General features: G+C 33.1%; 27 protein-coding genes and 1 pseudogene. 5 read left to right on the top strand and 23 right to left on the bottom strand.

All coding sequences use genetic code 11. The annotated features are described in order from the left end of the window. Nucleotides 1–134: 134 nt before the first annotated feature. The 3 genes from IDG65_RS11635 to betB all read right to left on the bottom strand — a co-directional run bounded on the left by IDG65_RS11635 (nt 135) and on the right by betB (nt 4,084). On the bottom strand, nt 135–347 hold the full coding sequence (locus IDG65_RS11635) for a sterile alpha motif-like domain-containing protein (protein WP_000011688.1): 213 nt from the start codon (nt 345–347) through the stop codon (nt 135–137). A gap of 276 nt (nt 348–623) precedes the next feature. Continuing rightward, nucleotides 624–2,333: a choline dehydrogenase gene (betA, locus tag IDG65_RS11630; protein WP_000066519.1), complete on the bottom strand. Its 1,710-nt coding sequence runs from the start codon at nt 2,331–2,333 to the stop codon at nt 624–626. Between the two features lie 260 nt (nt 2,334–2,593). Next, nucleotides 2,594–4,084: a betaine-aldehyde dehydrogenase gene (betB, locus tag IDG65_RS11625; protein WP_000421703.1), complete on the bottom strand. Its 1,491-nt coding sequence runs from the start codon at nt 4,082–4,084 to the stop codon at nt 2,594–2,596. Nucleotides 4,085–4,152: 68 nt separating this feature from the next. Between betB and IDG65_RS11620 the strand changes: the two genes are divergently transcribed. Both IDG65_RS11620 and cudC read left to right on the top strand, forming a co-directional pair. Then, nucleotides 4,153–4,248 (top strand): hypothetical protein, encoded by a 96-nt coding sequence (locus tag IDG65_RS11620; protein ID WP_031785531.1) that lies wholly within the window; start codon nt 4,153–4,155, stop codon nt 4,246–4,248. A gap of 88 nt (nt 4,249–4,336) precedes the next feature. Next, entirely contained in the window at nt 4,337–4,900 is a 564-nt protein-coding gene (cudC, locus tag IDG65_RS11615) for a choline uptake/conversion transcriptional regulator CudC (protein WP_000198598.1), read from the top strand. A 169-nt stretch (nt 4,901–5,069) separates the two neighbouring features. On the opposite strand, the gene IDG65_RS11610 is transcribed toward cudC, so the two are convergent. Continuing rightward, nucleotides 5,070–6,692 (bottom strand): BCCT family transporter, encoded by a 1,623-nt coding sequence (locus IDG65_RS11610; protein WP_000711870.1) that lies wholly within the window; start codon nt 6,690–6,692, stop codon nt 5,070–5,072. Nucleotides 6,693–6,823: 131 nt separating this feature from the next. Between IDG65_RS11610 and IDG65_RS11605 the strand changes: the two genes are divergently transcribed. After that, nucleotides 6,824–6,985 carry a hypothetical protein gene (locus IDG65_RS11605; RefSeq protein ID WP_001805682.1) on the top strand — a complete coding sequence of 54 codons (162 nt, stop codon included), beginning with the start codon at nt 6,824–6,826 and terminating at the stop codon, nt 6,983–6,985. 15 nt (nt 6,986–7,000) lie between these two features. Here IDG65_RS11605 and IDG65_RS11600 read toward each other — a convergent pair whose 3' ends face one another. The 7 genes from IDG65_RS11600 to IDG65_RS11570 form a co-directional block, all read right to left on the bottom strand. Next, nucleotides 7,001–7,111 (bottom strand): hypothetical protein, encoded by a 111-nt coding sequence (locus IDG65_RS11600; protein ID WP_001791975.1) that lies wholly within the window; start codon nt 7,109–7,111, stop codon nt 7,001–7,003. Between the two features lie 99 nt (nt 7,112–7,210). Then, a complete protein-coding gene (nrdG, locus tag IDG65_RS11595; protein WP_000173329.1) occupies nt 7,211–7,747 on the bottom strand; it encodes an anaerobic ribonucleoside-triphosphate reductase activating protein in 537 nt (178 codons plus the stop codon). After that, the gene (nrdD, locus tag IDG65_RS11590; protein WP_001071717.1) at nt 7,744–9,594 is read right to left on the bottom strand and encodes an anaerobic ribonucleoside-triphosphate reductase; all 1,851 of its coding nucleotides are present in this window, start codon (nt 9,592–9,594) and stop codon (nt 7,744–7,746) included. The genes nrdG and nrdD overlap by 4 nt, the downstream gene beginning before the upstream one ends. Nucleotides 9,595–9,839: 245 nt before the next feature. After that, nucleotides 9,840–11,210, bottom strand: coding sequence for a CitMHS family transporter (locus tag IDG65_RS11585; protein WP_001083501.1), 1,371 nt, complete (start codon nt 11,208–11,210; stop codon nt 9,840–9,842). A 321-nt stretch (nt 11,211–11,531) separates the two neighbouring features. After that, nucleotides 11,532–11,627, bottom strand: a complete 96-nt coding sequence (locus tag IDG65_RS11580; protein WP_075583738.1) for a hypothetical protein — start codon at nt 11,625–11,627, stop codon at nt 11,532–11,534. Nucleotides 11,628–11,691: 64 nt separating this feature from the next. After that, nucleotides 11,692–12,300 carry an NAD(P)-binding protein gene (locus IDG65_RS11575; protein WP_001057062.1) on the bottom strand — a complete coding sequence of 203 codons (609 nt, stop codon included), beginning with the start codon at nt 12,298–12,300 and terminating at the stop codon, nt 11,692–11,694. A gap of 65 nt (nt 12,301–12,365) precedes the next feature. Beyond that, nucleotides 12,366–14,246: an assimilatory sulfite reductase (NADPH) flavoprotein subunit gene (locus IDG65_RS11570; RefSeq protein WP_000775173.1), complete on the bottom strand. Its 1,881-nt coding sequence runs from the start codon at nt 14,244–14,246 to the stop codon at nt 12,366–12,368. Nucleotides 14,247–14,436: 190 nt separating this feature from the next. Here IDG65_RS11570 and IDG65_RS11565 point away from each other — a divergent pair. Then, a pseudogene (locus IDG65_RS11565) lies at nt 14,437–14,525 on the top strand (hypothetical protein). A 107-nt stretch (nt 14,526–14,632) separates the two neighbouring features. Here IDG65_RS11565 and IDG65_RS11560 read toward each other — a convergent pair. The 8 genes from IDG65_RS11560 to IDG65_RS11525 all read right to left on the bottom strand — a co-directional run bounded on the left by IDG65_RS11560 (nt 14,633) and on the right by IDG65_RS11525 (nt 21,208). Then, nucleotides 14,633–15,130 carry a glutathione peroxidase gene (locus tag IDG65_RS11560; protein WP_001065267.1) on the bottom strand — a complete coding sequence of 166 codons (498 nt, stop codon included), beginning with the start codon at nt 15,128–15,130 and terminating at the stop codon, nt 14,633–14,635. A gap of 9 nt (nt 15,131–15,139) precedes the next feature. After that, nucleotides 15,140–15,400, bottom strand: a complete 261-nt coding sequence (locus tag IDG65_RS11555) for a hypothetical protein (protein WP_072434822.1) — start codon at nt 15,398–15,400, stop codon at nt 15,140–15,142. 381 nt (nt 15,401–15,781) lie between these two features. Further along, a complete protein-coding gene (locus IDG65_RS11550; RefSeq protein ID WP_072384844.1) occupies nt 15,782–15,895 on the bottom strand; it encodes a hypothetical protein in 114 nt (37 codons plus the stop codon). Between the two features lie 663 nt (nt 15,896–16,558). After that, nucleotides 16,559–18,559 (bottom strand): ABC transporter permease, encoded by a 2,001-nt coding sequence (locus tag IDG65_RS11545; protein ID WP_000776746.1) that lies wholly within the window; start codon nt 18,557–18,559, stop codon nt 16,559–16,561. Further along, nucleotides 18,556–19,311 carry an ABC transporter ATP-binding protein gene (locus IDG65_RS11540; RefSeq protein ID WP_000923768.1) on the bottom strand — a complete coding sequence of 252 codons (756 nt, stop codon included), beginning with the start codon at nt 19,309–19,311 and terminating at the stop codon, nt 18,556–18,558. Before IDG65_RS11540 ends, IDG65_RS11545 begins: the two co-directional genes overlap by 4 nt. A 107-nt stretch (nt 19,312–19,418) precedes the next feature. Continuing rightward, a complete protein-coding gene (gene nsaS / locus IDG65_RS11535) occupies nt 19,419–20,306 on the bottom strand; it encodes a nisin susceptibility-associated two-component system sensor histidine kinase NsaS (RefSeq protein ID WP_000143420.1) in 888 nt (295 codons plus the stop codon). A 10-nt stretch (nt 20,307–20,316) separates the two neighbouring features. Continuing rightward, entirely contained in the window at nt 20,317–20,982 is a 666-nt protein-coding gene (nsaR, locus tag IDG65_RS11530) for a nisin susceptibility-associated two-component system response regulator NsaR (protein WP_206174106.1), read from the bottom strand. Between the two features lie 25 nt (nt 20,983–21,007). Further along, entirely contained in the window at nt 21,008–21,208 is a 201-nt protein-coding gene (locus IDG65_RS11525; protein ID WP_000604723.1) for a hypothetical protein, read from the bottom strand. Nucleotides 21,209–21,405: 197 nt separating this feature from the next. On the opposite strand from IDG65_RS11525, the gene IDG65_RS11520 reads away from it, so the two are divergent. Next, nucleotides 21,406–22,830, top strand: a complete 1,425-nt coding sequence (locus IDG65_RS11520) for an alkaline phosphatase (RefSeq protein WP_000953731.1) — start codon at nt 21,406–21,408, stop codon at nt 22,828–22,830. A gap of 59 nt (nt 22,831–22,889) precedes the next feature. On the opposite strand, the gene IDG65_RS15040 is transcribed toward IDG65_RS11520, so the two are convergent. The 4 genes from IDG65_RS15040 to IDG65_RS11500 all read right to left on the bottom strand — a co-directional run. Then, nucleotides 22,890–22,991: an SE2200 family small protein gene (locus IDG65_RS15040; RefSeq protein ID WP_000731972.1), complete on the bottom strand. Its 102-nt coding sequence runs from the start codon at nt 22,989–22,991 to the stop codon at nt 22,890–22,892. Nucleotides 22,992–23,112: 121 nt separating this feature from the next. Further along, nucleotides 23,113–23,568 carry a MarR family winged helix-turn-helix transcriptional regulator gene (locus IDG65_RS11510; RefSeq protein ID WP_000106184.1) on the bottom strand — a complete coding sequence of 152 codons (456 nt, stop codon included), beginning with the start codon at nt 23,566–23,568 and terminating at the stop codon, nt 23,113–23,115. Nucleotides 23,569–23,813: 245 nt separating this feature from the next. Beyond that, nucleotides 23,814–24,575 carry an alpha/beta hydrolase gene (locus IDG65_RS11505; RefSeq protein WP_000323451.1) on the bottom strand — a complete coding sequence of 254 codons (762 nt, stop codon included), beginning with the start codon at nt 24,573–24,575 and terminating at the stop codon, nt 23,814–23,816. A 115-nt stretch (nt 24,576–24,690) separates the two neighbouring features. Then, nucleotides 24,691–25,253, bottom strand: a 563-nt coding sequence (locus tag IDG65_RS11500; protein WP_150858586.1) for an LPXTG cell wall anchor domain-containing protein, incomplete at its 5' end; no start/stop codon positions are given.

The following is a 25,253-nucleotide window of genomic DNA, read 5'->3' as shown; positions in this document are numbered from 1 at the left end:
ATGGGTACAGGAATCGCACACTATTTTTGTGTCTTCAATTTCATGATCATTATTTAACACTAGTCATGAAAATAGCCGACAACTTCATCTGTGAAATTACCGGCTTTTTATTTTAGCTAACTTTATTTCTGATTTTACGATTTTAATTGATCATACAGAGAAAGTGATCTTTTTACAATTTCTAAAAACTCATGATCTATATTGGACATTTGATGAAAATAAGACAAAATGTTTTCTGTTAGCTTCTCTTGTTTTGGGAATGAATCATCTTCTTTAATCCAAATCGCTAATTCGCCTAATGGTGTTTTATCATCTTTAAATGTTTGTATATATTCGTAAAAGCTCATAGTATTCCTTCTCTCAATTTACTTATATAAATCCTACCACGAAAGCTTTCAAGAAAACACAATTAAATGTCTATTTAGTGAACTTTTTAAAGTTCTACACTCTTTTAATGTCTGCCAATTAGGTCAATTAATCATCACAATGTAAAATTAACTCTATTTTCAGTTCATATACTCACACATCGTTTTTGAACAACACATTAACTTCTCATTTAGATAAAACGCAAAAAGCCTGGCACCAATACAATAGATGCCAGACTAAGAGTCTACTATATACATTTATTTAGCGTATGGTTTTACTTCGATTGCACCTTCATTTTCATCATGAACACCATGCTTATAATAATCAATATATTGTGGCTCTAAAGGCTTTCTGCCACGTATAATATCTGCTGCTTTTTCAGCTAACATTAAAACAGGTGCGTGTATATTGCCATTTGTCGTACGTGGCATAGCTGATGCATCAACTACACGTAAATTTTCCATACCGTGGACTTTCATTGTTAACGGGTCAACTACTGCCATTGGATCTGAAGCAGGACCCATTTTAGCACTACAAGATGGGTGTAATGCTGTTTCACCATCTCTACGAACCCAATCAAGAATTTCTTCGTCTGTTTGCACTTCTGGTCCTGGTGAAATTTCTCCACCATTGAATGGATCCATTGCTTTTTGAGATAAAATATTTCTTGCTACACGAATTGCTTCTACCCATTCTTTTTTATCTTCTTCTGTTGATAAATAATTAAAGCGGATACTTGGTTTTTCGAATGGATCTTTAGATTTGATTTTCAAGCTACCACGAGAGTTTGAATACATTGGTCCTACGTGAACTTGATAACCATGTGCGACCGCTGCCTTTTGACCATCATATCTTACAGCTATTGGTAAGAAATGGAACATTAAGTTAGGATAATCAACTTCGTTATTTGAACGTACAAATCCGCCACCTTCAAAATGGTTAGATGCTGCTGCACCTTTACGTGTGAAAATCCATTGTAAACCAATAAATGGCATGCGCTTGATATCTAAGCTTGGCTGTAATGATACAGGTTCCTTACATTTATGTTGAATGTATACCTCTAAGTGATCTTCAAAGTTTTCACCCACACCAGGTAAATGAACACGTGGCTCAATGCCTTTTGATTTTAGGAACTCTGAATCACCGATACCAGATAATTGTAGTAATTGTGGCGTATTGAATGCCCCACCAGACAAAATGACTTCATTAGCATCGATGGTATGTAGTTTGCCATTTTTCTTATACGTAACACCAGTTGCTCTTCTACCTTCATAATGAATTTCAGTTACAAAGGCACGTGTTTCAACGGTTAAGTTTTTACGCTTCATCGCTGGATGTAAATATGCTCTTGAAGCTGACATTCGGCGACCACGATGTACTTGACTATCGAACGGTCCAAAACCTTCTTGTCTAAATCCATTCACATCAGGTGTTTTATGATAGCCTGCTTCAACACCTGCATCAAAGAATGACTGGAATAAAGGATTCGTTGCTGGCCCTCGTTTTAACTTAATTGGTCCATCATGGCCTCTAAATTTATCATAAGGCGCTGCACCGTATGTTTTTTCTAATTTTTTAAAATACGGTAAACAGTGCGCAAAATCCCAAGTTTCCATACCTTCTGGTTCTGCCCAGCCTTCATAGTCCATTGGATTACCACGTTGGTAAATCATGCCATTAATCGAACTTGATCCACCTAAAACTTTACCTCGGGCATGTGCTACTTTACGACCGCCCATATGTGGTTCTTCATCTGTTGAATAAATCCAATCGTAAAATTTATTGCCTGAAGGGAACATTAACGCAGCAGGCATTTGGATAAATAAATCCCAAAAATAATCACTGCGACCCGCTTCTAATACTAAGACTTCTTTATCTTTATCTTCACTCAGACGATTACCTAGTACAGAACCTGCACTGCCTCCTCCAATGATGACATAATCATATGATTTGTTTTTGTTACTCATCGTTATGACCTCCAAAGTTTGTTGTATTTCAAAGTGAGTATTGCATGAAATATTTGTTAGTGGCTGATTGGTTATCGTTGAATTGCTAAACTTAGCTAACCAAAACACTCGCTTTTCCTTTTACGATTGTTACTAACAGTCATGAAATAATCTATGATTCATTTTGCGTTTAGTCCAAATTATCAATCAACATTTCGCCACTTATACAAAACAAAGTGAGTGTCTTGTGTTCTTACAATGGCACTCACCTTATCTAATTTTTATTTGCTAAACCAATTCACTAATTGTGGATTTGTATTTGTTAAAATGTGTTTTGAAACAAGGTACTCTTCTAAGCCTTCTTTGCCTAATTCTCTACCGATACCTGATTGTTTGTATCCACCCCATGGCGCTTGTGCAAAATATGGATGGAAATCATTAATCCACACCGTTCCAAGTTTCAACTTGTTAGCAACGCGTTGTGCTTTTCCAATATCTCTAGAAAATACAGCACCTGCTAAACCATATATAGAATCATTCGCTAATTGAATCGCTTCTTGTTCAGTTTCAAAGCCTTCTACAGTAACGACAGGTCCGAAAACCTCTTCTTGTACAATACGCATTGACGTATCACAATTTGTAATGACTGTTGGCTCGAAGAATAGACCATCTTTTAAATCATCTCTATCTGGACGTTTACCACCAACAGCAATTGTTGCGCCTTCTGCTTTAGCTACATCCATATAAGATTCGATCTTATTACGATGTTCTGTTGAAATCACTGGTCCCATTTCAGTATCAGCATCAAAACCATTACCTAATTTAATTTTTTTCACGCGATCAATAAGTGCTTGCTCAAATTTGTCTTTAATACTGTTTTGTACTAATATTCTTGATCCTGCTGAACAAACTTGACCTGCATGGAAATATCCACCATTTAACGCTTGGTCTACCGCCAATTCAAAATCAGCATCATCAAAGATAATGTTTGGATTTTTACCGCCAAGTTCCAAGGCAATATTCGTAACATTATTAGCAGCATTTTTCATAATATGCTTACCAGTCTCAATGCCACCTGTAAATGATACAAGGTCAACCTCTTTATGACCTGACATTACGTCACCAACTTCAGAACCTGCACCTAGAATAAGATTAATTGTTCCTTTAGGGAAACCAACTTCTTCCATTAATTCAAAAACACGTATTGTTGTTAATGGTGTAATTTCACTTGGTTTCATAACTAGTGAACAACCCGTAGCAAGCGCAGGCGCAATTTTCCATGATGCTTGTAATAACGGATAATTCCAAGGTGTAATTTGTGTAACTACACCTACTGGTTCTTTAACAATTTTGCTTTCTGTATCTGGAATTGGTGAATCAATCATTTCGCCACCGTCTTTATCTGCTAATCCAGCAAAATACATAAACACATTATGAATATCATCCATATCTGCATATGATTCTTCTAACGTTTTTCCAGTATCTAATGTTTCTAATCGTGCTAACGCTTCGCGATGTTCTTTAATCTTGTCCGCGATGGCACGTACTTTTTTACCTCTTGTTTCAGCAGTTTCTTGCGACCATTCACCAGACTCAAACGCACGTCTTGCAGCTAAGATTGCACGTTCTGCATCCTCTTTTGTCCCTTCAGAAACCGTAAATATCACTTCTTGATTGTAAGGATTGATAATATCTCTTGTATTTTTATTCGCGCTTTCAACCCACTCACCATCAATATATTGACGCTGAGATAAATGTTTTAAAAGTTCCATTCAACAACCTCCGTTAAGTTTGTTAAATTTTTATTTAACGAATTTTACAAACTTATGTTAGCATAGAAATGAAAAATGTGTCAATTTACAAAACAACTAAAGAATTAAGTTTTGTAAGTTCGTTAGATTTTTATTTAACGAAACATTTAACTTTAATGCTTTAAATATTTTTAATGTCTTTTTTTAGAAAAGGTTTTATAATGTATTAGTATTTATTTTAACGTGACCAAAATGATGTACGGAGGTGCAATGATGACTCGTTCTCAGAACAAACAGCAACAATTAGAACAAGCAAAAGATATTGTAATTAATTCAATTGGACAGACAATGGATTTGTATGGCACTAATAGAAGTGTAGGAAACTTATATGGCACTATGGTGTTTGAAGGCAGTATGACGCTTGATGAAATGCGTCATCAATTGCAAATGAGCAAACCAAGTATGAGTGCTGGCGTTAAGAAATTGCAGGAATTTGATATTGTTAAACAACAATTTACGAGAGGAAGCCGCAAACAACATTTTATCGCCGAGAAAGACTTTTTCATCTTTTTCCGAAACTTTTTCACTAAAAAATTCCAGCGTGAAATTGATATCAATGTCGAAGCAGTAAAAGATGCTCAAGCTATTATCAATCCATTACTTGAAAGCAGTGATTTAACTGAAGCTGAAACACAAGAGGCACAAAAAATTAAAGCTCAGCTTGATCATACACATGTTTATTACGAATGGTTAGAACAGTTAACCGAAGCGATTGAAAGCGGTGAAATTTTCAAATATTTCCCAATTCCAGAACAACCTTCTGATTCTGAAAATTAAAATTGACTCAAACAACGACAATGATGATTATGCATGATGAAAACAATGCAACAGGTCCACGAAATAAACGGTAATTTCTATCTCAATAAATAGAAATTACCGTTTTTGTTTTATATGACAATCAATTATTTACTTTTAAAAATCAAAGTCTTATGTGCTATTTATTTAATTATAAATTATCGTCTTGTTCTTCTTCTGATACTTGAACGATTCGCAATGAACGACGTTCAACTTCTTTTAATTTTTCAGCACGCGTTTCAAGTTTAATTCTATCGCGCCCTAAAATGATTAAAAATGATATCATCATGAAAATAAAAATAACAATTAATGGCACACTTGCCAGTATTGAAGCAGTTTTCAATACTTCTAATGCACGTTCGCCACCAACTAGCATCAATGAAAATGGCAATAAGCACAATGCAAATGCCCAGAATAAACGATTGGCACGTAATGGTTCGCCTACCACTTTTTTCTGAGATGCTGCCGCTAAAATATATGAACCCGAATCAAATGTTGTTGCTAAGAATAAGAAAGCAGATACTAAGAATAGTACAATCATCAATGATGGGAATGGTAAATGATGCACCACTTCAATAATGGTTGCCTCTGTACCATGTGTATTTAAATATTGTGTTACATTAAACTGTCCAGAAATTTGTAAATACACAGCATAGTTACCAAAAATACCAAAGAATAATACGCATCCAAGCGTTCCATAAATAATTGTTCCTAGCACGACTTCTTTAAGGCGTCGACCTTTTGAAATTCTAGCGATAAATAAACCGATAAATGGCGCATATACTAACCACCATGACCAGTAGAATATTGTCCAGTCTTGTGGGAAATTCGTTTCTTTTCGACCTTTAATACCACCGAATGGTTCTAACCATGTTGCCATATGGAAAAAATCTCTCAACATATTTCCGAACCCTGTCACTGTCGTTTCCATAATAAAAACAGTCGGTCCAATAATAAATATAAAGGCTAAAAGTACAAATGATAGCCAAACGTTGATATCACTTAACTTTTGAATACCTTTTTTCAATCCTGTATATGAACTAATGGCAAATATAACCGTGATTGTTAATAAAATGGCCGAACGTAAAATCATATTTTTACCATCTAAACCAGTTAATCTTTCTATGCCTGCAGAAATTAATGGCACACCTAACGCTAGTGATGTTGCCGCACCACCTAGCAATCCAAAGATAAATAAGATATCTACAACTTTACCTACAAATTTATCTGTTTGACCTTTTAAAATCGGACGACAAGCTTGACTAATTTTATACACCGGTTGTTTTTTAACAAATACTAAATAACCAATTGGTAATGCTGGTAGAACATAAATAGCCCAAGCAATTGGCCCCCAGTGGAACATACCATATTGCGTCGCATATTGGAGTGCTTCATCACTCATACTTTTCGCGCCATTTGGTGGAACTTGATAGTAAAAAGCCCATTCAATAACGCCCCAGTATAAAATATCAGAGCCTATGCCTGCACAAAACAGCATTGCAGCCCATGTAAATGTATTAAATTCTGGTTTATCACTTGCTTTACCAAGTGTGACATTACCATATTTACCAAATGCGATATACATTACAAAGCAAAAAATCGCCAGCCCCATAAATAAATATATCGAACCAATTGAATCAGAAATGGCACTATTAATACCAGTGATGATATCTTCACTTGCTTTTGGAAAAGCCATCATAGGTATAACTGCAAAAAGAAGTACAGCTACTGTCCCTATAAAGGTCGTCCAGTCCATAACTTTCTCTTTTTTCAATTGTGCTCCCCCTAATTATTAATTTTATGAATCCTGTTTCGATTTATCTCAAAATGTAATAATTATATTGATTCACAAAATTGACAATAACTAACATTTAATAATAATGCAAATTTCATACAATTTGAAACTTGGCAATTATTGAATATTTATATAATTTTTCCCGTAATAAACAAAACCTTAATAGCGCTAAAACAACAGTGTTAAGTTACGATTTAACGAATTTAACAAATTTTACTAGAATGGCATTTAAGAATATTTATACGTTATTAACGAATATTTATTTATTGTAAAACGCTACCAAAAAGTTAGACTTCCTTCCCACTAAAATACCACTTTTTTCTTTCAACTTTTTTAAAAAACGGATATGCAACTTTTAGTATTGGTATCAAAATGATTGTTAGGTCATATTCTATCAATATATTTTTCTAAAAAATTGCTTTTATTAACTTTCAATTATGTACCTAACCTAAAAAGAAGCCAAGGCAACGCATGTTACCTTGACTTCTAATACATATTCAACTAACAATATATTCAATCATACGCGCATGCGAGAGTGATTGTTGTACATCTATAATACGTTGATTTAAAGAACCTTTATATGGTAAATCAGGTTTGAATAAGTGTTGTATAAATAGCCCATCTACTAAAACGTCAATGTATGATAATAACTCTCGACGTTCTGCACAATCATTTGCTAAATATTCATATAAAAATCCAGTCCATACCCAAATTGTCTTTGTATTTCCAAAACGTGCTCGAAATGCTTTGACAAGATTTAATGTAATATCCAAATTACAAAATGGTTCGCCACCTAATAGACTTAGCCCAGATATATAATCATGATCGCAGTCATCTAATATTTCTGCTAATATTTCATCAGTGTATTTCTCGCCATATCTGAACTTTTGTGAGGCTTTGTTGTAACATCCAACACAATTAAATGGACATCCTGATACATAAACACTGCATCTTACTCCTTCACCGTCAACAAAGCTATTTGATTCTATTTTAGCAATATAACCTTGTCCTTGTTTAATGTCTAAAAGTGTCATTCTTTAGGCGCTTTCATATGTTTTACTCGTGCGCAAATTTCTTTATGACGGCCTTTAATTACTGGACGTTGAACTGGATTGCCTAAGTAACCACATGTTCGTTTAACGACATCAACTGTTTTAGGATTATCATTGCCACAGTTCGGGCATTTAAATCCTTTTTCAGTTGCTTCAAAATCTCCATCGTAATCACATTCATAACAATGATCAATCGGAATATTTGTACCTAAGTAACCAACTTTGTCATAAGAGTAGTCCCATACCGCTTCTAGTGCTTTCAAATTGTGTTGCAATTTCGGATACTCACAATAGTGAATGAAACCACCACTCGCATAATAAGGATAATCTTTTTCAAAATCTAACTTTTCAAAAGGTGTAACATCTTTACGTACATCATAATGGAAAGAGTTTTGGTAATATCCTTTATCTGTAATGTCTTTAATATCTCCAAATCTCTCTTGGTCTAAACGACAAAAACGATCCGTTAGCGATTCACTCGGCGTACTGTAAATACTGAACCAAATGTCATATAATTCTGTCCATTTCGTTTGATAACGTTTCATTTCTTTAAGAATTTCAAGCGTAAATGCTTTTGCTTCTTGAGATGTTTCCCAGTCTGGACCATAGAAAACAGTAGCTGTTTCATACAACCCTATATAGCCCATTGAAATCGTTGCACGTTTATTTTTAAATAACTCAGCAACATCATCTGTTTCTTTTAATTTATAGTTAAATGCGCCACTTTTATATAAAATCGGTGCGTTATTCGGTACAGCATCTTTCAAACGATTTATACGATAAAGTAATGCATCATGTAACACATCGATACGTTCATAAAAGATTTCCCAGAATTTTGTCATATTACCAGCAGATTCTAATGCCATTCTAGGTAAATTAAGCGTTACAACACCAAGGTTACAACGACCATTATTTTCAAAATGACCTTCCGCATCTTTCCAACTTGGTAAAAATGAACGACAACCCATTGGCGCTTTGAAATCACCTAATATTTCTACGAGTTTGTCATAATTTAAAATATCTGGATACATACGTTTTGTTGAACACTTTAATGCTAGTTGTTTAATGTCATAGTTCGGATCTTGCGGACTAAAGTTGGTTCCTTTTTTAATTGAAAATACAAGTTTTGGGAAAATCGCTGTCGTGCGGTCTTTTCCTAAGCCTTTGATACGAGTATTTAAGATAGCTTGTTGAATTTTGCGACTTAAATGATCTGTACCTAAGCCGAATCCTAATGTTACAAAAGGTGTCTGTCCATTAGATGTATATAAGGTATTAATTTCATATTCTAAACTTTCAATCGCATCATTGATGTCTTTAGTGACTTGTTGATCAACATAACGGTCGATTTCAGATTCTTTGACAAATTGCTTTGCGATATTCCTATGTTGTTCTTCATTATGTCGTGCATATGTACTAAGTAATTCGTCAACGCGGTCAACCGTACAGCCACCATATTGACTGCTAGAAACATTGGCTATAATTTGTACAAGCTGCGCTGATGCAGTTTGTATTGATTTTGGTGAAGTTACATTCGCGTTGCCTATTTCAAATCCATTATGTAGCATATTTTTAGCATCTATTAAACAACAGTTTGTTAACGGTTGGAATGGATGATAATCTAAGTCGTGAAAATGTATGTCCCCTCTTTGATGTGCATCTGCAACGTGCTTTGGTAATAAATGATTTAATGCGTAAGATTTAGAAACGATACCTGCTGTTAAATCTCTCATTGTTGAAAATGTATCACTATCTTTGTTGGCATTTTCGTTAACAATAGCAGGATCTTTAGAAATCAAACCCGTTAATGCTTCTTCGATTTGATTCATTTTACCCCTTCTTCCTATATATTGTGTCTACTCATTACGTTATACCACTATATATAGTATTTTCAAATTTTTATTAGTCTGTTAACTAAAACGTCACAAAGTTATTAACATTTAGTGAAATTCATATTTCTACACAATTATTTCATTAATTTTTAAAATTGTTCTCGAATCGTTCCGTCTTTCTAGCATAGTTACATACCATCATTTCATTTTGCAACGTGACCATAGTTTCTATTTTTTCATACTTAAATCGTCACAATGCCCATCAACATCGCAATTACTAACATCACGATGGCGAATCCCCAAATCCAAAAGAATGCATACTTAATATACGTGCCCATGTTTGCCTCTGCTAAACCAATTGCCAACCATAAGGCTGGTGAAAACGGGCTGACAAATGTACCTATAATATTCCCTATGACCATTGAATAAGCTGTTGATACAGACGGTACACCAAATTGCCCTGCTGTTTGTTCGACGATTGGTAACACAGCAAAATAATAAGCGTCTGTGCTAGTTAGTAAATCTAATGGTACACCAAGTAAACCTACAATAATATGCAAGTATGGCCCTACTTCTGCAGGAATCACTTTGATTAAATTCGTCGCAATCGCTTTAAGCATACCGGTTTCATTTAGTACACCTAAAAACATACCTGCTGCAATAATCACTGCAGCCATCATTAATGCATTCGGCGCATGCGCTCTTAATCTCTCCATTTGTTCATCCACTGATTTAAAATTAATAATAAGTGCCAATGAAACACCTATCATGAATGCAAATTCAGGTGGCGCAATATTCATTAACATCGCTAGAATAACAGCTAAAGTTAAAGCTGTATTCACCCATTTTATCCATGGTTGTGTTCGTGCACGTCCTTTTACAGGAAACCTTACATCTTGATCTCGTTCATATACTTCAACTAATTTATGTACATCTATATCTTGTGTTTGCGGTAATTCATTTCTCTCTATTGCTTTTTTGATACGTTTTTGTTCTTTAAATCCAAGATATACCGCAAATAACATAACAAGAATGAAACCTATTATTTGAATAGGTATTAATCCATACCATAATTCATTGACACTTTTGGCTTTTAACACTGCAGCTACACGAGCCATTGGACCTCCCCAAGGTACCATGTTCATAATCGCCGCGCTTAATGCTAATAGTAAAATCAATAAATATTTATTCATATTTAACGCTTTATATAAAGGTAATAATGCAGGAATAGAAAGCAAAAATGTTACCGCACCGGCCCCATCTAATTGGGCTATTGTGCCAATTAAAGCTGTCATTGCACAGACAATGACGACATTGCCTCGTGTCATTAATATTAAGCGTTTGACAAGCGGCTTGAATAAACCACTATCATTCATGATGCCAAAGAAAATAATGGCAAAGATAAACATAATAACAACGTTGATGACTTGATCTAATCCTTTAGCAAAAAATCCAACCAAATCTGTCACACTATATCCTAAAATCATTGCCCCTAAGCAAGGTATGATTGTCATACCTACAACTGGATTTATCTTTTTGGCAATGAGTAAACCTACAATTGAAATAATAATAATGAGCCCCATTACTGTTAACCACATATTATCACTATTCATATTATTTTCTCCCTCCACTTTTAATACAATTTACATAATCCCCCTCTTTAACTTAAATATAATAATTAATATAATTTTTTATATTTAAGTTAACTCATTTTATCAAAAATTTCTTTTTTGTGTAACTATCAATAGTGAAGTTTGATTTTCCTACTTGATAACATGGCATGACTAATCCTTGTATATCCTGTCCTGTATTTCATTTTGATTTATCATTTTTATTATTGCTTTCTATTGCACAAAAAATCTGGCTAAAGGTCGCTATGATAGTAACGACTTCAACCAGATTTCAATTTATCCATCTATTTTATTAAGTTTGTTCTACGTATCTTTTTCTCTATTGTAATATTCATATTTAAAACGCATATCATTATCGCTTAAATACTTCATTATTAGACTATTCACAAAGCCGCCCATGTCTTAATTTCAATGATTAAGCGTTAAAGTTAAAATAAGAAGACTTACCTTAGACGGTCCGCTATTATTGTCTTACATCCAACCACGCTAAAAATTGAGCTTGTTTGTCATGATTTAAATATTCTTGTGACACAATTTGTGACAGTAACTGTTGCTTTTCGTTATATGTTATATCTAGTAACTTTATTTTCTGTCGGCAAGTATATAAAAAGTCGATATACGAACTGTATGATGGTGGATATAACGCCTCAAGCTCTGCCATAATTGATTTTGTCAACTTAGGACTCGCACCATCAGTTGATACACTGATAGTTAGCTTGTCGCGGTGTAGTGCACTTGGAAATACAACATTGCCATTTGATGCATCTCCAACATTATTAAAAAGGGCATGCTCAGGTAAGGCTTGTTTTACCGCTTCATTGACACGTGGCTCATTGGTTGCTGCAATAACTAGATACGCGTCTACAATATCGCTTGGTTCAAACTCTTTTTCTTTCCATATGACGACACCGTTATCTACCATATTTTGAAGTTTTTCAGTGATTGTCGGACTGATGACCGTCATATGTTCAACGTATTGACTTAATGTTTGTGCCCGACGACTTGCAACGACGCCTCCACCAACTATGACGACATTTTTATTTGTTAAATTTATCATTAATGGCATATTCATGTTGAGCAACATCCTTTATATAATTTTACATCATTACACCTTAAAATATTTAACACATTGAAGCATTAATAAACATCACGTTGATAGCGTTGTTGTTGTTTCATTTGACGCAATATCGTCTCAGCTTCGTCTTGAGAAATATGACGTTCTTTTACCAATACATCTTTAATGGCTTGATGGACATCCTTCGCCATACATTTTTCATCGCCACAAATATAGATTGCTGCGCCTTGCTCAATCCATTCATTGAAACGTTCACTTTCTTCCATTATACGATGCTGTACATATTCTTTGTGTTCTTGGTCTCTTGAAAATGCTAAATCTACGCGTGTTAAGTTTCCATTTTCAAGCCATTCTTCTATTTCTTCTTCATATAAAAAGTCAGAACTACGGTGTTGATCACCAAAGAACAACCATGTTTTTCCAGTCATACCAAGTTCTTCACGTTCTTGTAAATATGCTCTAAAAGGAGCAATTCCAGTACCTGGTCCAATCATAATAACCGGTATATCTTGCTTCATCGGAAATTTGAAGTTCGGATTTTTCTTCAAATAAATTGGTACTATATCGCCTGGTTTAATACGCTCAGCAAAATGAACCGAGCATACACCTTTTCTCTCACGTCCATGTGCTTGATAACGAACCGTACCAACGGTAATATGCACTTCATCTGGCGTTGCCATAAAACTACTAGAAATCGAATACTCTCTTGGTGGTAATTTTCTAAGGATTTGATACATATTCTCAGGTTGTAATTCTATAGTTGGAAAATCTGTTATTAAATCTATAAAGTCCCGATTTATAACATATTCACGCGCCCATGACTCATCTTGAATACGTTCAGATAATTCTTCATTGTCAAAATAGATATCTGCATTTTTCAATAATGGCAATGTTAATTTAGTAAATTCAAAATGTGATGTTAGTGCTTCAACAATAGGAACTGTATCACCATGATCATTAATTGGCACCGGAGATTGCGGATCCCAACCTAACATGGATATTAGTTTTTCAACCAATTCAGGGTCGTTTTGCGGTAATGCTACTATACAATCTCCTGGTTCATATGATTCACTAAAATCATCAAGTAAAAATTCTATATGTCGTGTTTCTTTATTTGAATCGGTACCATTTAAATTGATATTCGCTAAAACTTCTGCTTGGTATGGATTTGATTTAGAATATTTCTTTTCTTTGGCAGACTTAATTGATTCACTTATCACCGATTCACTTTGAATACCTTCTGATGTGGTATCAATCATATTAATGATGTCTGCCATCCACTTTTCTGCGTCTTCTTCATAATCAATATCACAATCTACACGCTTACATATACGCTCAGCGCCTAGATTTTCTAGTAAAGCATCTACATCTTTACCGGCTTGACAGAAAAATTCATATGTTTGATCACCTAAAGCTAGTACTGAATATCTCACATGATTTAAATTAGGTGCGTTATCGTCTTCTAAAAATTCAAAGAAATCCCATGCATTATCGGGCGGTTCTCCTTCACCATGAGTAGACGTAATAATAAATAAATCTTCTAACTGTGCGATGTTTGTCGTATCATATTCATCCATTGACATCAAAACAACTTGATGTCCGATATCACTTAATCGTTCTGAAAATATTTCAGCCAATCGCATGGCATTACCTGATTCAGAACCGTATAGCACAGTGACATGACGCTGATTAGCTTCGATATGTGGCTCTTTATTTTGTAACATATACGTTGTTGAAGTTGCTTGTTCTTCTGATATTTGTGATTGTTGCCACACTTCTGTCTCTAATTGTTGTTGATTACTATCACTTGTCGTATCGCTACTATTAGCTAGTAAAAACCCACTAAGCCATTGTTGTTGGCTCTCTGTTAATGTTTGCAGCAGATTGTTAATCTCTGTAACTTGTTTTTCTGTAAATGGACTATTAGATGTATTTAATTTCAAATATTTTCACCTCAATAAACTTGAAATAGATGATTGACTCATTTTTTATCGATAGTTTAGTCAATTTTTTAATATGTATGGTATAAATTAAAACAAACTTGAGTTGTGTCTGATAGTTATACTTACAAATATTTACAACCTTCATGTTGCTTGAATGACACAGTAATTCAGACAAAACTTTGATTATGTCGTGTCAGTTATTAATGCATACAGTAATGCATCGTTGTTATTTTTTATTTACTATTTATTATGTACCAAATCAGCCTTTCAGTAAAATAGGTCAAATTACTGATTTTCTAAATATAAAATGCCTCCTAATGACATACTATTAGTACATCATTAAGAGGCTCTTGTGTTATTTGCATACTAAGCGCTCAATTTTAAATTTAAGATGAAGATTCTTGCAATAATATTTCTATATTTGCCGATATATCCAATGGATCTTCCATTGGCAAGAATCGATTTACAACATTGCCTTGTCGATCGATTATAAATTTTGTGAAATTCCATTTTATTGGGGACCCAAAGATTCCTGGTTGTTCATTCTTTAAATGCGTAAATAACGGATGTTCATCGTTCCCGTTCACAGATATTTTAGCTAGCACTGGAAATGTAACACCAAATTTCTCACGACTGATTTTCAAGATTTCTTCATTAGAACCTGGTTGTCGATTGTCAAAATTATTATTCGGAAAACTCAACACTACAAACCCACGATCCTTATATTTTTGAAACAAAGTCTCTAGTTTTTTCAATTGTTCGCTATATATACATTCTGTTGCAGTATTAACAACTAAAATCACTTTACCTCTAAATGCTTCTAATTTATAAGTTAAGCCTTTATAATCACTTACTTCGATATCATACACATTTCTATTATTCATAAGACACCCCTACACAGCCTTTTTTATATTGAATATGTTCTTTTTAGAATGTTCTGATAAAATAAGTGCGCGTTTACACCGCGAATACACATTATATAGCGCGATACATTTTTCAAACACACGATAAATAATGTTCGAGTTTATGTTGTTGCTCAACCTATCCGATTTACCGTCTTTTTTCACCTGTCTTACTTTATTAAAATAATCACATTGTATAGCTGTATTAGTCCAGCTACAATATCTTTCGTTATAACCCCTCATTATAATCATCCTTATTTTCTATTTTTAAAAAGACAATTAGACCGCTCTTTAAACTATAGATTAATACTTAAGTTAAACTCATACATACTGATACCATACGTTAAATCTAACAATTTAAAATTCGTTATAACTATGGATTAAAGAGCTGCCCAACTCATATAATCCTTAAAAACTTCACATGTGATTGTTTATTAAGCCCTCCTTTATCTTATTAAGTATCCTTATAACCCTTTTAAAATTAAACTGACACACTCATACATTGTTACATGCGACGATAAACGTCATATTATTGCATATCATTAAAACAAGTCACTTTGTATCGTGTGCGACCGAATACATATTAAATCATCAATAATGATTATTCAATTATTAAAAATAAAAACGAACATTCTATATAGAGTTTCCACTTATTGTTTTTTCAGCATTGTCTACATTACTTAACATTCGTGTTTGTAAGTAATATTGACCACCAATATTTAGACACTTTATAAGTATGCCATTCATCATTTTTAATCATATTATTTTTCATATTGATATTTCTATTCATATATTTCTGATTGTATATTTAGATATAATCATTTGTTATTGGAAAATATATGAAACAAATTTGACTCATCTTTTTCAATATCTAAATGACACGATGCATGATTTTTGAATTTTGTAATTAATTTCCTTTAAAATTAGACTGAATTATGACAATTTTCAAACATTTTAATGTGTAAATCATTGGCAAAATATACGAATTGCATTTAAATCGTCAATTTACATATATTTTTGCGTAGTAATCAATCGTTATCATTGTTATTTATCGTTACATTACTTCGAGTATCAGTATGTATTTCGGGCTTCGTTTGATAACGACATTTCTTTGTGACATCGCTTCATCAGTGCAACAATAAATACAATGATTTCGTGATGTTAGTTACCCATTTTATGTGTTGCATAAAATATGTTGTTATAAAACATTTTAAATCATTTTATATAAACAAGCTATACATTTTTGATATTTCAAAAATATAACTTGTCATACAAGTAAAAAAACCGACAAGACATTTTATCTTATCGGTTGAAATTTGTTATTGTTATTTGTAATGTTTTTAGGTTTCTTTTTAATATAATATATTTCAGTGAAAATACATGATTGATTATGATTTCACTGAAACATGGTTAATTACGTTCTTGATGAATAACTTTAGCATAAATATAGGAAGTTATTTTGTACATCGCCATATATAGAAACGAAATTATAATGACAGCTAGTACGTAACTTGTTAAAAATATATGATAGTTATTAATACCTATCATATTTAGTAACGTATATACAATGTTACTAGAAATTAATGTATGAATCAGTGCTACTGTTATTGGTATTGCGAACAAGAAAGTCATTTGATTTCGTGTTATCTTTGCTATTCTTCCATTATCTAAACCAAGTTTTTTCATAATGTCATAATTGTGCTGATTTGCATAGGCTTCTGAAACTTGTTTATAGTACATCATTAGAAATATTCCAATGACAAGTACAATTGATACTACGCCACCTACAAATATTAGTCCACCTGTCAGACGATCCCAAACCATTAGCATTTCTGATTTAGAATTTATTGACGCATCGTATTTTTTCGATAGTTTTTGTATTTGTGATGTTGTTAATTTCGTCTTTCCAGATACATTAAAGTTTATCGATATTGTCGACTTCTTTTGTTCATGTGCATAAAATCTTTTTACTTTTTGTAATTGATTGTTATCTTTAACAATTAAAACCATACTATCTTGAATCATCATCAAATTTAACGCATGTGCGTCAAGTTGTTTCACTTTAAAGACTTCATTATTAAGACCGACCTTAGACTGCTTTTTAAAAATAGGTACATTCGTAATCATACCTATACTTTGATTGTCTAAGTGTAATTTGTTTTGGTGATATCGATTATAATCTTGCACAGTAAGTGCTGTGATCATTACTGATTGCTTAGAAAATATCGAGCCTTCATTACCAATGAAGTCTATTGGAATATCATCACTAGCCTGTTTTAACTTGTAATAAGCACGATTCTTTTCTAAAGAAGCTCTAAATAATGTCGTTTCATATACTTTGAAGTCTTTTGCATTAACCGAACCCTGTATATCACGTTTAATATTCTCAATCATTTGTTGACGTTCTATTTGCGACTTAGAATTGTCGTTAAATGACAAATCATAATCATTGGTAATCAATTTCATAATGGTATGATTCATATCGCGATAGGTTGTTAATGTCATTGTGAGCGTTACAATCAAAAATGTACACAGCAAAGTGATCGTTGCAAGACTGACTGCATTCATTTTAAGACGTACACGCATCCCAACTACCACAAAAAAATACCGTGGATGATAGTAAACTTTTGATACCTGCTGCAATATACTAATAATTATTTCACTTATACCTACAAAAAATGCATAAGTACCGATAATAACGAATCCTATGACAATCCATATTTTAAAAAAGGCACCAAACGTCGTATCTTGTTGTAATGCAATAAAGTAGCCTAAATATAGTGCTGCGCTTCCTATAACAATTAAAACGTAACGCAACCATCGTGATATGACACTGGAATCAGAACGATGTTGATAAGTTATCGGTCGTTGAAAATTTATACTGAACAAGTTGAATATAAGTAGCATGCCCATTAATACAGCAATGATAATCAAAGTAATAAACATCGCTACAGAGTCAAATGGATAATACCTTAACGTCGCAACCTCACTGCCCATTATTTTCTGTATAAACAAGAAAAATATCGCACCAAGTAAGTATCCGCCGGCAATACTAACGACTGAAATTATCATAAATTGTAAGATAGTTTCCATCACTACAATTAAACGCATACTTTTCTTGGTCATGCCCAATGTCATAAAAATGCTAAACTCTTTTCGTCTTTGTGACATCATAAAGTGATTTGCATAGAAAATAAAAATAAAAGTTAAAAGCGCCATAAAAAAATTAGCTATGATAATAAATGGTACTAGGAAGTCATTCTTCTGTTTTATGTAGCTATTTAACCCAATTGACACAAGCGTATATTCAATCATGAATAGTACACTTACCGCTAAAATGAATGGAATGATTACAAGTCGCTGCGTAATAAATTGACGTCGCACTATGTGCCATAACAATCTTAACTTCATATATTGACACTTCCTCCATTCACAAGTGCTAAGCTATCTGTTATTCGTTGTTGAAAAGCTAATTGACTTTCTTCACCACGATATATTTCATGATATAGACGCCCATCTTTAATAAAAATGACTCGCTCTGCATAAGACGCATCGATATTTGAATGAGTTACCATTAAAATTGTCTGTTCCAATTGATGAATCTCTTGAAATAACATCATCAATGCCTTTGATGTTTTTGAATCAAGTGCACCTGTAGGTTCATCGGCTAGTAAAATCGTCGGCTTAGTAACTAATGCACGTGCAATGGCAATGCGTTGCTTCTGACCCCCTGAGATTTCAGAAGGATACTTGTTTAAGAATCCCTCTAAATGTAATTGTACTGTCAACTGATGTACCCTTTGTTCTATATCTTTTCGTTTAGCACCAGCTAAAATTAATGGCATCATTATATTTTCTTTATTCGTCATTGTTGGTAAAAGATTAAAATCTTGAAAAACAAAACCTACCATTTGTTGACGATACAATGCTTTACTTTTATTTTTCATATTATTTAAATGTGCGCCATCCACAATAATGTCACCTTCAGTTAGTCCATCAAAAGAAGCAATTAAATTTAGTAGTGTAGACTTCCCTGACCCAGACTCACCCATAATTGCAACAAATTCACCAGCTCCAACTGATAAATTCATTTGATTAAGTGCTGTCGTAGCATTCAAACCTTTACCATAAACCTTTTTTACATGTTTCACTTCTAGCAACATGGCATGCACCTCATTTCTTTGTTAGTTCTATATTAAAACAAAAAAATACTAATAACATTTAAATTAGTGAAAAAATGTTACTAGTATGCTTACAATATTGAAAGTTTTTATTCATCTGGAAATTGAATCGTAAATGTTGTACCCTCATTTTGTTTAGATACGACTGAAACAGGATGGTTTGTGTGAGTTGAAATTTGTTTTACGATAAATAAGCCAATCCCACTTGAGTTACTTTGACGCTGGCCATTATAACCTGAATAGCCCTTATCAAATATTTTAGGCAAGTCCGCCTCACTAATACCGATACCATTATCTTTTACATATAATTGATTGGATTGCTCATCAAATTCAATCCATATATCTTTACCTCTCGCATACTTAAGTGCATTATTTATTAATTGTTCTATCATTAAAGAGGTCCATCTAACGTCAGTTAATACTTCGTGATGACAAGGTTCATAATGGATTTTTGTTTTTTGATCAATAAACTGTATTGAATATTTCATAATAATTGGGCGAATGATATTGTTAATCGAAATTTTAGTGACAGAAATATCAGAAGTTTCATTTAATAACTTTAAATAACTAAGTGCTAAACTTGTATAGTTATCAATTTGAATAACCTCTTGACGAACACGATTCACAACATTAGGCTCATCTCTTTCAAGTAACAGTTGTGCTGCAGTAATGGGTGTTTTCATTTGATGTACCCATGTTAAAAAGTAGCTCTCTACATCATTTTTATATTCAATTTGTTCATTTTTAAGCTGATACAACGCATTTTCTAAGTTTTCAATTTGTTGTTGTTGGCTTATAGTTTTTACAAAACTTAAATATTTAATACCTATGAATATGAGTAATAATAATAAAATAACGCCAAGTGCTAGTAAATATGCTTCTAATGGCAAATGATACAGGTAAAACATTAAGCCAAATAAAGCAAAAATAACTATGACTATTGCTATTTCCTGAGTAATACTTTTAAGAAAGGTCATTGCATTCACCCTATACTTTATATCCGACATTTTTCTTTGTAGTAATAAAATCATTAACGCCAATAGTATTTAATTTTTTACGCAGGCGCGTCATGTTAACAGCTAATGTATTGTCATCTATGAAGTTTTCTGATTCCCAACATTTTTCAATTAAAGCCGTTCTACTTACATATTTATCTTCATTTTGAAATAATAACTTTAATATTTGTAATTCAGTCAAAGATAGCTGTATGTTTTGTTCTTGATACACGACTTTTGCTTCATCTAATATTAATGTACAACCTTTAACCGTCATCGAATCATTAGCTACTGACAAGTCATAAGTTCGTCTCAATAATGCTTGAATTTTGGCAATCGTTAATGACAAGTTAAATGGTTTTTCGATAAAATCATCTCCCCCCATTTGTATTGCCATAATTTGGTCCATATTATCAATACGGGAACTAATAAATATAATTGGCACATTAGATGTTTTTCGGATTTCTTGACACCAATGAAAACTATTTAACGTTGGCAAATTAATATCTAGCAATACAAGCTGAGGTTGATGTTGGTTAAAGATAGACAGTATATCATCAAATTGTTCAACGACAATAACACCGTAATTCCATTTTTTAAGTTCAGATGCTAAACTTTCTGCTATAACAAAATCATCTTCAACAATTAATATTTTCATCTATAATCTTCTTCCTTCAATTGAATTATCCTTTGTTATCTTTTTGTTCTTTAGCCTGTTGCAATGACAGCTCTTGATTTGAACTTTCCATGTCATTTGTATTTTGATTTAGTGTATTTGCTTTTTCTTTCTCGAGTTGCTTTTTCTTCGTACGTTTACGCTCTTCTAAAATAGACAACACTATAAAGAATATGATTAATAATGGAGATAACATTACTAGTATCATTTTTCCACCTCAAATTATATTTAATTCTATATTTTCACACGCTTCTATTCTAACGCTTTCTATAACAAATTGTCATATATATTCATTTTTTGTTATTCTAAATCACTCTGTTTACATATTTTTAACTAAAACTACATAATTGCTCAAAATTCCTCTTTTACACTGAAGACATAGTCATATACTCAGGAGGATGTCTTATGTTATCAGTTAAAAAAGCCACAAAATTTGCAGTTGCTAACCTTATTATCGTGTCAACAGTTTTCAGTTCTATCACACCTGCAATTGCGCAATCCGATAAAAGTTCTAAAGATGAAAGTTTCGCGGTTGGTAATACTAAAAATCCTAAAAATGTTATCTTTTTAGTTGGCGATGGTATGGGTCCATCATTTAACACAGCTTATCGTTATTATAAAAATGATCCACATGCCAAAGAAATGACCCCTACTGCTTTTGATTCATATTTAAAAGGCACAAATCGTACATATTCAAATGATCCAAAACAGAATATTACTGATTCTGCAGCTGGCGGAACAGCCTTTAGTTCTGGCCATAAGACATATAATGGTGCCATCGGTGTTGACAGTAACAAGCAGAAAGTAAAGACGGTGCTTGAACGTGCAAAAGAAAAAGGGAAGTCGACTGGTCTTGTTTCAACAGCTGAATTAACAGATGCAACACCAGCAGCATATGCTGCACACGTGACTTCTAGAGATGATAAAAACGAAATCGCTAAACAATTTTATAAAGATAAAATCAACGGAAAGCATAAAGTTGATGTTTTATTAGGCGGTGGCGCTAAATATTTCGGTAAAAGTAATGGCAATTTAGATAAAAAATTCAAAAAAGATGGTTACGACCTTGCCACGAACAGTAAGGAGTTATCAAAATCTGATAAAGATAAAGTTCTTGGTTTGTTTGCAGATAAAAATATGCCACTTGCAATAGATGCTTCTAAAGACGAACCATCATTAGCTGATATGCAACAAAGTGCACTTAGTAAGCTTGAGCGTAATAAAAAAGGTTTCTTTTTAATGGTCGAAGGTGCTTCTATAGATAAATCAGCGCATTCTAACGATATTACAGGCGTTATGTCTGAAATGGAAGGTTTTGAAAAAGCATTCGATGACGCCATTCAATATGCTAAGAAACATAAAGATACACTTGTCGTTGCAACAGCAGATCACTCTACTGGTGGTCTAACAATTGGTAAAGATAAAGGATACGAATGGAATCCTCAACCGATTAAATCGATGAAACACTCTGGATCATATATGACAGAAAAAATGGCTAAAGGTGAAGACCCTGAAAAAGTTATTAATGAAGGTTATGGCTTTGAATTTTCACAAGATGATATGAAAAAGGTTAAAAAAGAGAATAAAAAGTTGCAAAAATTACTTAAAAAAAATAAAGATGAAAAATCTGCAGATGTAGAAAAACAAACAAAAGCCTTACAACACGCTATTCAGAAGCCAGTAAATGATAAATCTTATACAGGGTGGACTTCCGATGGACATACAGGCGAGGATGTTAATACCTACGCTTATGGACCTAGATCAGAATCATTTAGTGGTAATATCGAAAATACAGAAAGCGCAAAAATAATATTTGATATATTCAAGTAAAGCATAAAAAAATTCCCGAGCACTATAACAAGGTGTTCGGGAATTTTTTATGGTTTAATTTAGTACTCAATGTTAGGTGCTTGGTTAACACGTTCTTGGTATTTTTTAAATGCGAAGTATAAACCGCCAACTAATGTTAAAATAACTGCTAATTTTTTCATCATTCAAACTCCTTTCTAAGATGTGTTGAAACTGAGTTCAATTAAATTATATGTTTTTATTATACACTTTTTGACATATTTTTTAAATTTAAGAATGCGAAGATTTTTAACATTTCTGATGCTAGCTTTCTTTTTCATCTTTCAAATGCTTAATAAAATCAAAGCCAAGTCGCCCTTTAGCCAATGCTTCCATCACATCATACCAATCCGAACCGACTTGTTGATATATATTTTGCAATAATTCATCTTGCGCCTTGTTCAATTCAGCAATGAGTTGATCGCCTTTATCCGTCGAATATAATTTTTTGACACGTCGATCAGTCTCTAAAACTTTTTCAATAATGAGACCTTGCTCTTTTAATTTTTGAAGTGTTGCATGTGATCCTTGTTTAGAAATTTCTAATATTTCTAGTAATGATTTAATAGTAATACCAGGTAATTTATTGATAAAAAACAAAAAACGATGATGCTGACGACTCATACCATACTTCTCTATAATTTCATCAGCGGTAGTAATAAACGTTTTATATGCAAAATAAAACAACATATGCTCATAATCGTTTTTATTGGTCGACATGATGATGACTCCTTTCAAAGCGTTAACCTCATTATAATAAAATTTATAATGTAAGTCATACAAATGATGATAAAACTATAAGCTAAATCTAAGTTTCACGAGAAACATTTTTGTGTATCAGCAAATTGCGCCAATCATATTAATACAAATTTAATTTAAACACTTAGAAATGTTAGTCGTGCGTAAATAGTTTGTATCTCTCACTCTGTGTATTTTGATGCAATCACATATTTTCCAGGAAATAATTAATCATTCACCATCCATGTTATAGCACGCTTAATCGCTTGGTCCCAATATGCATAATCATGATCTCCTGGTCCATCTTCAAATTGATAAGGAACATTTTTGCGTGATAAATAATCGATAAAATCTAAGTTGTCTTGATATAAAAAGTCTTGTTTACCACACATAATGAGCAATTTTGGAATTTGTTTATCTTCAGCTACAGCTTTGTCTAGCAAATAATACGGATCATGTTCAGTTCCTTTAACACTTGAAAGATTGCCAACTATGGCCTCTTTTGAAAAATCATTCCACTCTAGATCCATTAAATTTTGCGCTTCAAACACAGCAGATAATGGTACAGCTTTGGCAAATTTATCGCCTTGTGTTAATGCAAATTTAATTGTGCCATATCCTCCCATAGAGTGACCTGCTATAAAATTGTCATCACGCTTTTTGGAAAGTGGAAATATTTGATGAACATAATCATATACTTCCAAAATATAATCATAATAGCTATGACCATATGCCATGTTAGCATATGCGCTATGATCCACATTGGGCATAATCACAGCTAATTTGTGTTCATTCGCATACCTTTCTATGCTTGTATATCTCATATATGTCGTTTCATCACTTGATAATCCATGTAACAACATTAAAGTTTTTAATGGTTTAGCAGTTGTATCGTTATTAAAGAAGCTTTGATCTTCCGGTAAAATGACTGTCAAATTTTGATGCATACCAATTGTTGGTGAATGATAGTTTAATGAAATATAAGCCATACGTCATGACCCCTTTCTAATTCTTCTTTATCAACATTTTACGCTTAAACAATTCACTTTAAAATCATTTTCAACAAAAAAACCGAATACAAATGTATTCGGCCTAAAAAAGTATTTACGCTTTTTCTTTATGATCTTGCTTACGTTTTCTAAACAATAGTAATGATCCTAATAATGCCATCATTGCACCAAATAAAGTTGCATTTGTGTTTTCGCTCTTATCTCCTGTTTCTGGTAAATCATCAGTTTTGTGTTGTTTTGATGCCTTATTAGAATGGTTTACTTCACCTTTAGGATTTGATGGTGCTTTCTGTTCATTATTTGGTGGTGTAACTCTTGAATCGGAGTCACTATCTGAGTCTGAGTCACTGTCTGAGTCCGAGTCACTGTCTGAGTCTGAGTCTGAATCGCTATCTGAGTCCGAGTCGCTGTCTGAGTCTGAATCGCTATCTGAGTCCGAATCGCTGTCTGAGTCTGAATCGCTATCTGAGTCCGAATCGCTGTCTGAGTCTGAGTCGCTATCTGAATCTGAATCACTATCTGAGTCTGAGTCGCTATCCGAGTCTGAATCGCTATCTGAGTCTGAATCACTGTCTGAGTCTGAGTCGCTATCTGAATCTGAATCACTATCTGAGTCTGAGTCGCTATCCGAATCTGAATCGCTGTCTGAGTCTGAAT

This window comes from Staphylococcus sp. EG-SA-17 (genome assembly GCF_017151845.1).
Classification (GTDB): domain Bacteria; phylum Bacillota; class Bacilli; order Staphylococcales; family Staphylococcaceae; genus Staphylococcus; species Staphylococcus aureus.
This window is presented reverse-complemented; position numbering and strand designations above follow the sequence as displayed.

Excerpts from the sequence above, each read along its gene's own strand:
- IDG65_RS11550 (WP_072384844.1), bottom strand. The coding sequence starts at position 15,895 with ATGAATGGCATACTTATAAAGTGTCTAAATATTGGTGGTCAATATTAC.
- IDG65_RS11505 (WP_000323451.1), bottom strand. The coding sequence starts at position 24,575 with ATGGCTTATATTTCATTAAACTATCATTCACCAACAATTGGTATGCAT.
- nrdG (WP_000173329.1), bottom strand. The coding sequence starts at position 7,747 with ATGACACTTTTAGACATTAAACAAGGACAAGGTTATATTGCTAAAATA.
- IDG65_RS15040 (WP_000731972.1), bottom strand. The coding sequence starts at position 22,991 with ATGAAAAAATTAGCAGTTATTTTAACATTAGTTGGCGGTTTATACTTC.
- nrdD (WP_001071717.1), bottom strand. The coding sequence starts at position 9,594 with ATGAATCAAATCGAAGAAGCATTAACGGGTTTGATTTCTAAAGATCCT.
- nsaR (WP_206174106.1), bottom strand. The coding sequence starts at position 20,982 with ATGAAAATATTAATTGTTGAAGATGATTTTGTTATAGCAGAAAGTTTA.
- IDG65_RS11525 (WP_000604723.1), bottom strand. The coding sequence starts at position 21,208 with ATGATACTAGTAATGTTATCTCCATTATTAATCATATTCTTTATAGTG.
- IDG65_RS11510 (WP_000106184.1), bottom strand. The coding sequence starts at position 23,568 with ATGTCGACCAATAAAAACGATTATGAGCATATGTTGTTTTATTTTGCA.
- IDG65_RS11540 (WP_000923768.1), bottom strand. The coding sequence starts at position 19,311 with ATGTTGCTAGAAGTGAAACATGTAAAAAAGGTTTATGGTAAAGGTTTG.
- betA (WP_000066519.1), bottom strand. The coding sequence starts at position 2,333 with ATGAGTAACAAAAACAAATCATATGATTATGTCATCATTGGAGGAGGC.
- IDG65_RS11545 (WP_000776746.1), bottom strand. The coding sequence starts at position 18,559 with ATGAAGTTAAGATTGTTATGGCACATAGTGCGACGTCAATTTATTACG.
- IDG65_RS11635 (WP_000011688.1), bottom strand. The coding sequence starts at position 347 with ATGAGCTTTTACGAATATATACAAACATTTAAAGATGATAAAACACCA.
- IDG65_RS11560 (WP_001065267.1), bottom strand. The coding sequence starts at position 15,130 with ATGAATAATAGAAATGTGTATGATATCGAAGTAAGTGATTATAAAGGC.
- IDG65_RS11585 (WP_001083501.1), bottom strand. The coding sequence starts at position 11,210 with ATGAATAGTGATAATATGTGGTTAACAGTAATGGGGCTCATTATTATT.
- IDG65_RS11620 (WP_031785531.1), top strand. The coding sequence starts at position 4,153 with ATGAAAAATGTGTCAATTTACAAAACAACTAAAGAATTAAGTTTTGTA.
- cudC (WP_000198598.1), top strand. The coding sequence starts at position 4,337 with ATGACTCGTTCTCAGAACAAACAGCAACAATTAGAACAAGCAAAAGAT.
- IDG65_RS11520 (WP_000953731.1), top strand. The coding sequence starts at position 21,406 with ATGTTATCAGTTAAAAAAGCCACAAAATTTGCAGTTGCTAACCTTATT.
- betB (WP_000421703.1), bottom strand. The coding sequence starts at position 4,084 with ATGGAACTTTTAAAACATTTATCTCAGCGTCAATATATTGATGGTGAG.
- nsaS (WP_000143420.1), bottom strand. The coding sequence starts at position 20,306 with ATGACCTTTCTTAAAAGTATTACTCAGGAAATAGCAATAGTCATAGTT.
- IDG65_RS11580 (WP_075583738.1), bottom strand. The coding sequence starts at position 11,627 with ATGGGCGGCTTTGTGAATAGTCTAATAATGAAGTATTTAAGCGATAAT.
- IDG65_RS11575 (WP_001057062.1), bottom strand. The coding sequence starts at position 12,300 with ATGAATATGCCATTAATGATAAATTTAACAAATAAAAATGTCGTCATA.
- IDG65_RS11555 (WP_072434822.1), bottom strand. The coding sequence starts at position 15,400 with ATGATTATAATGAGGGGTTATAACGAAAGATATTGTAGCTGGACTAAT.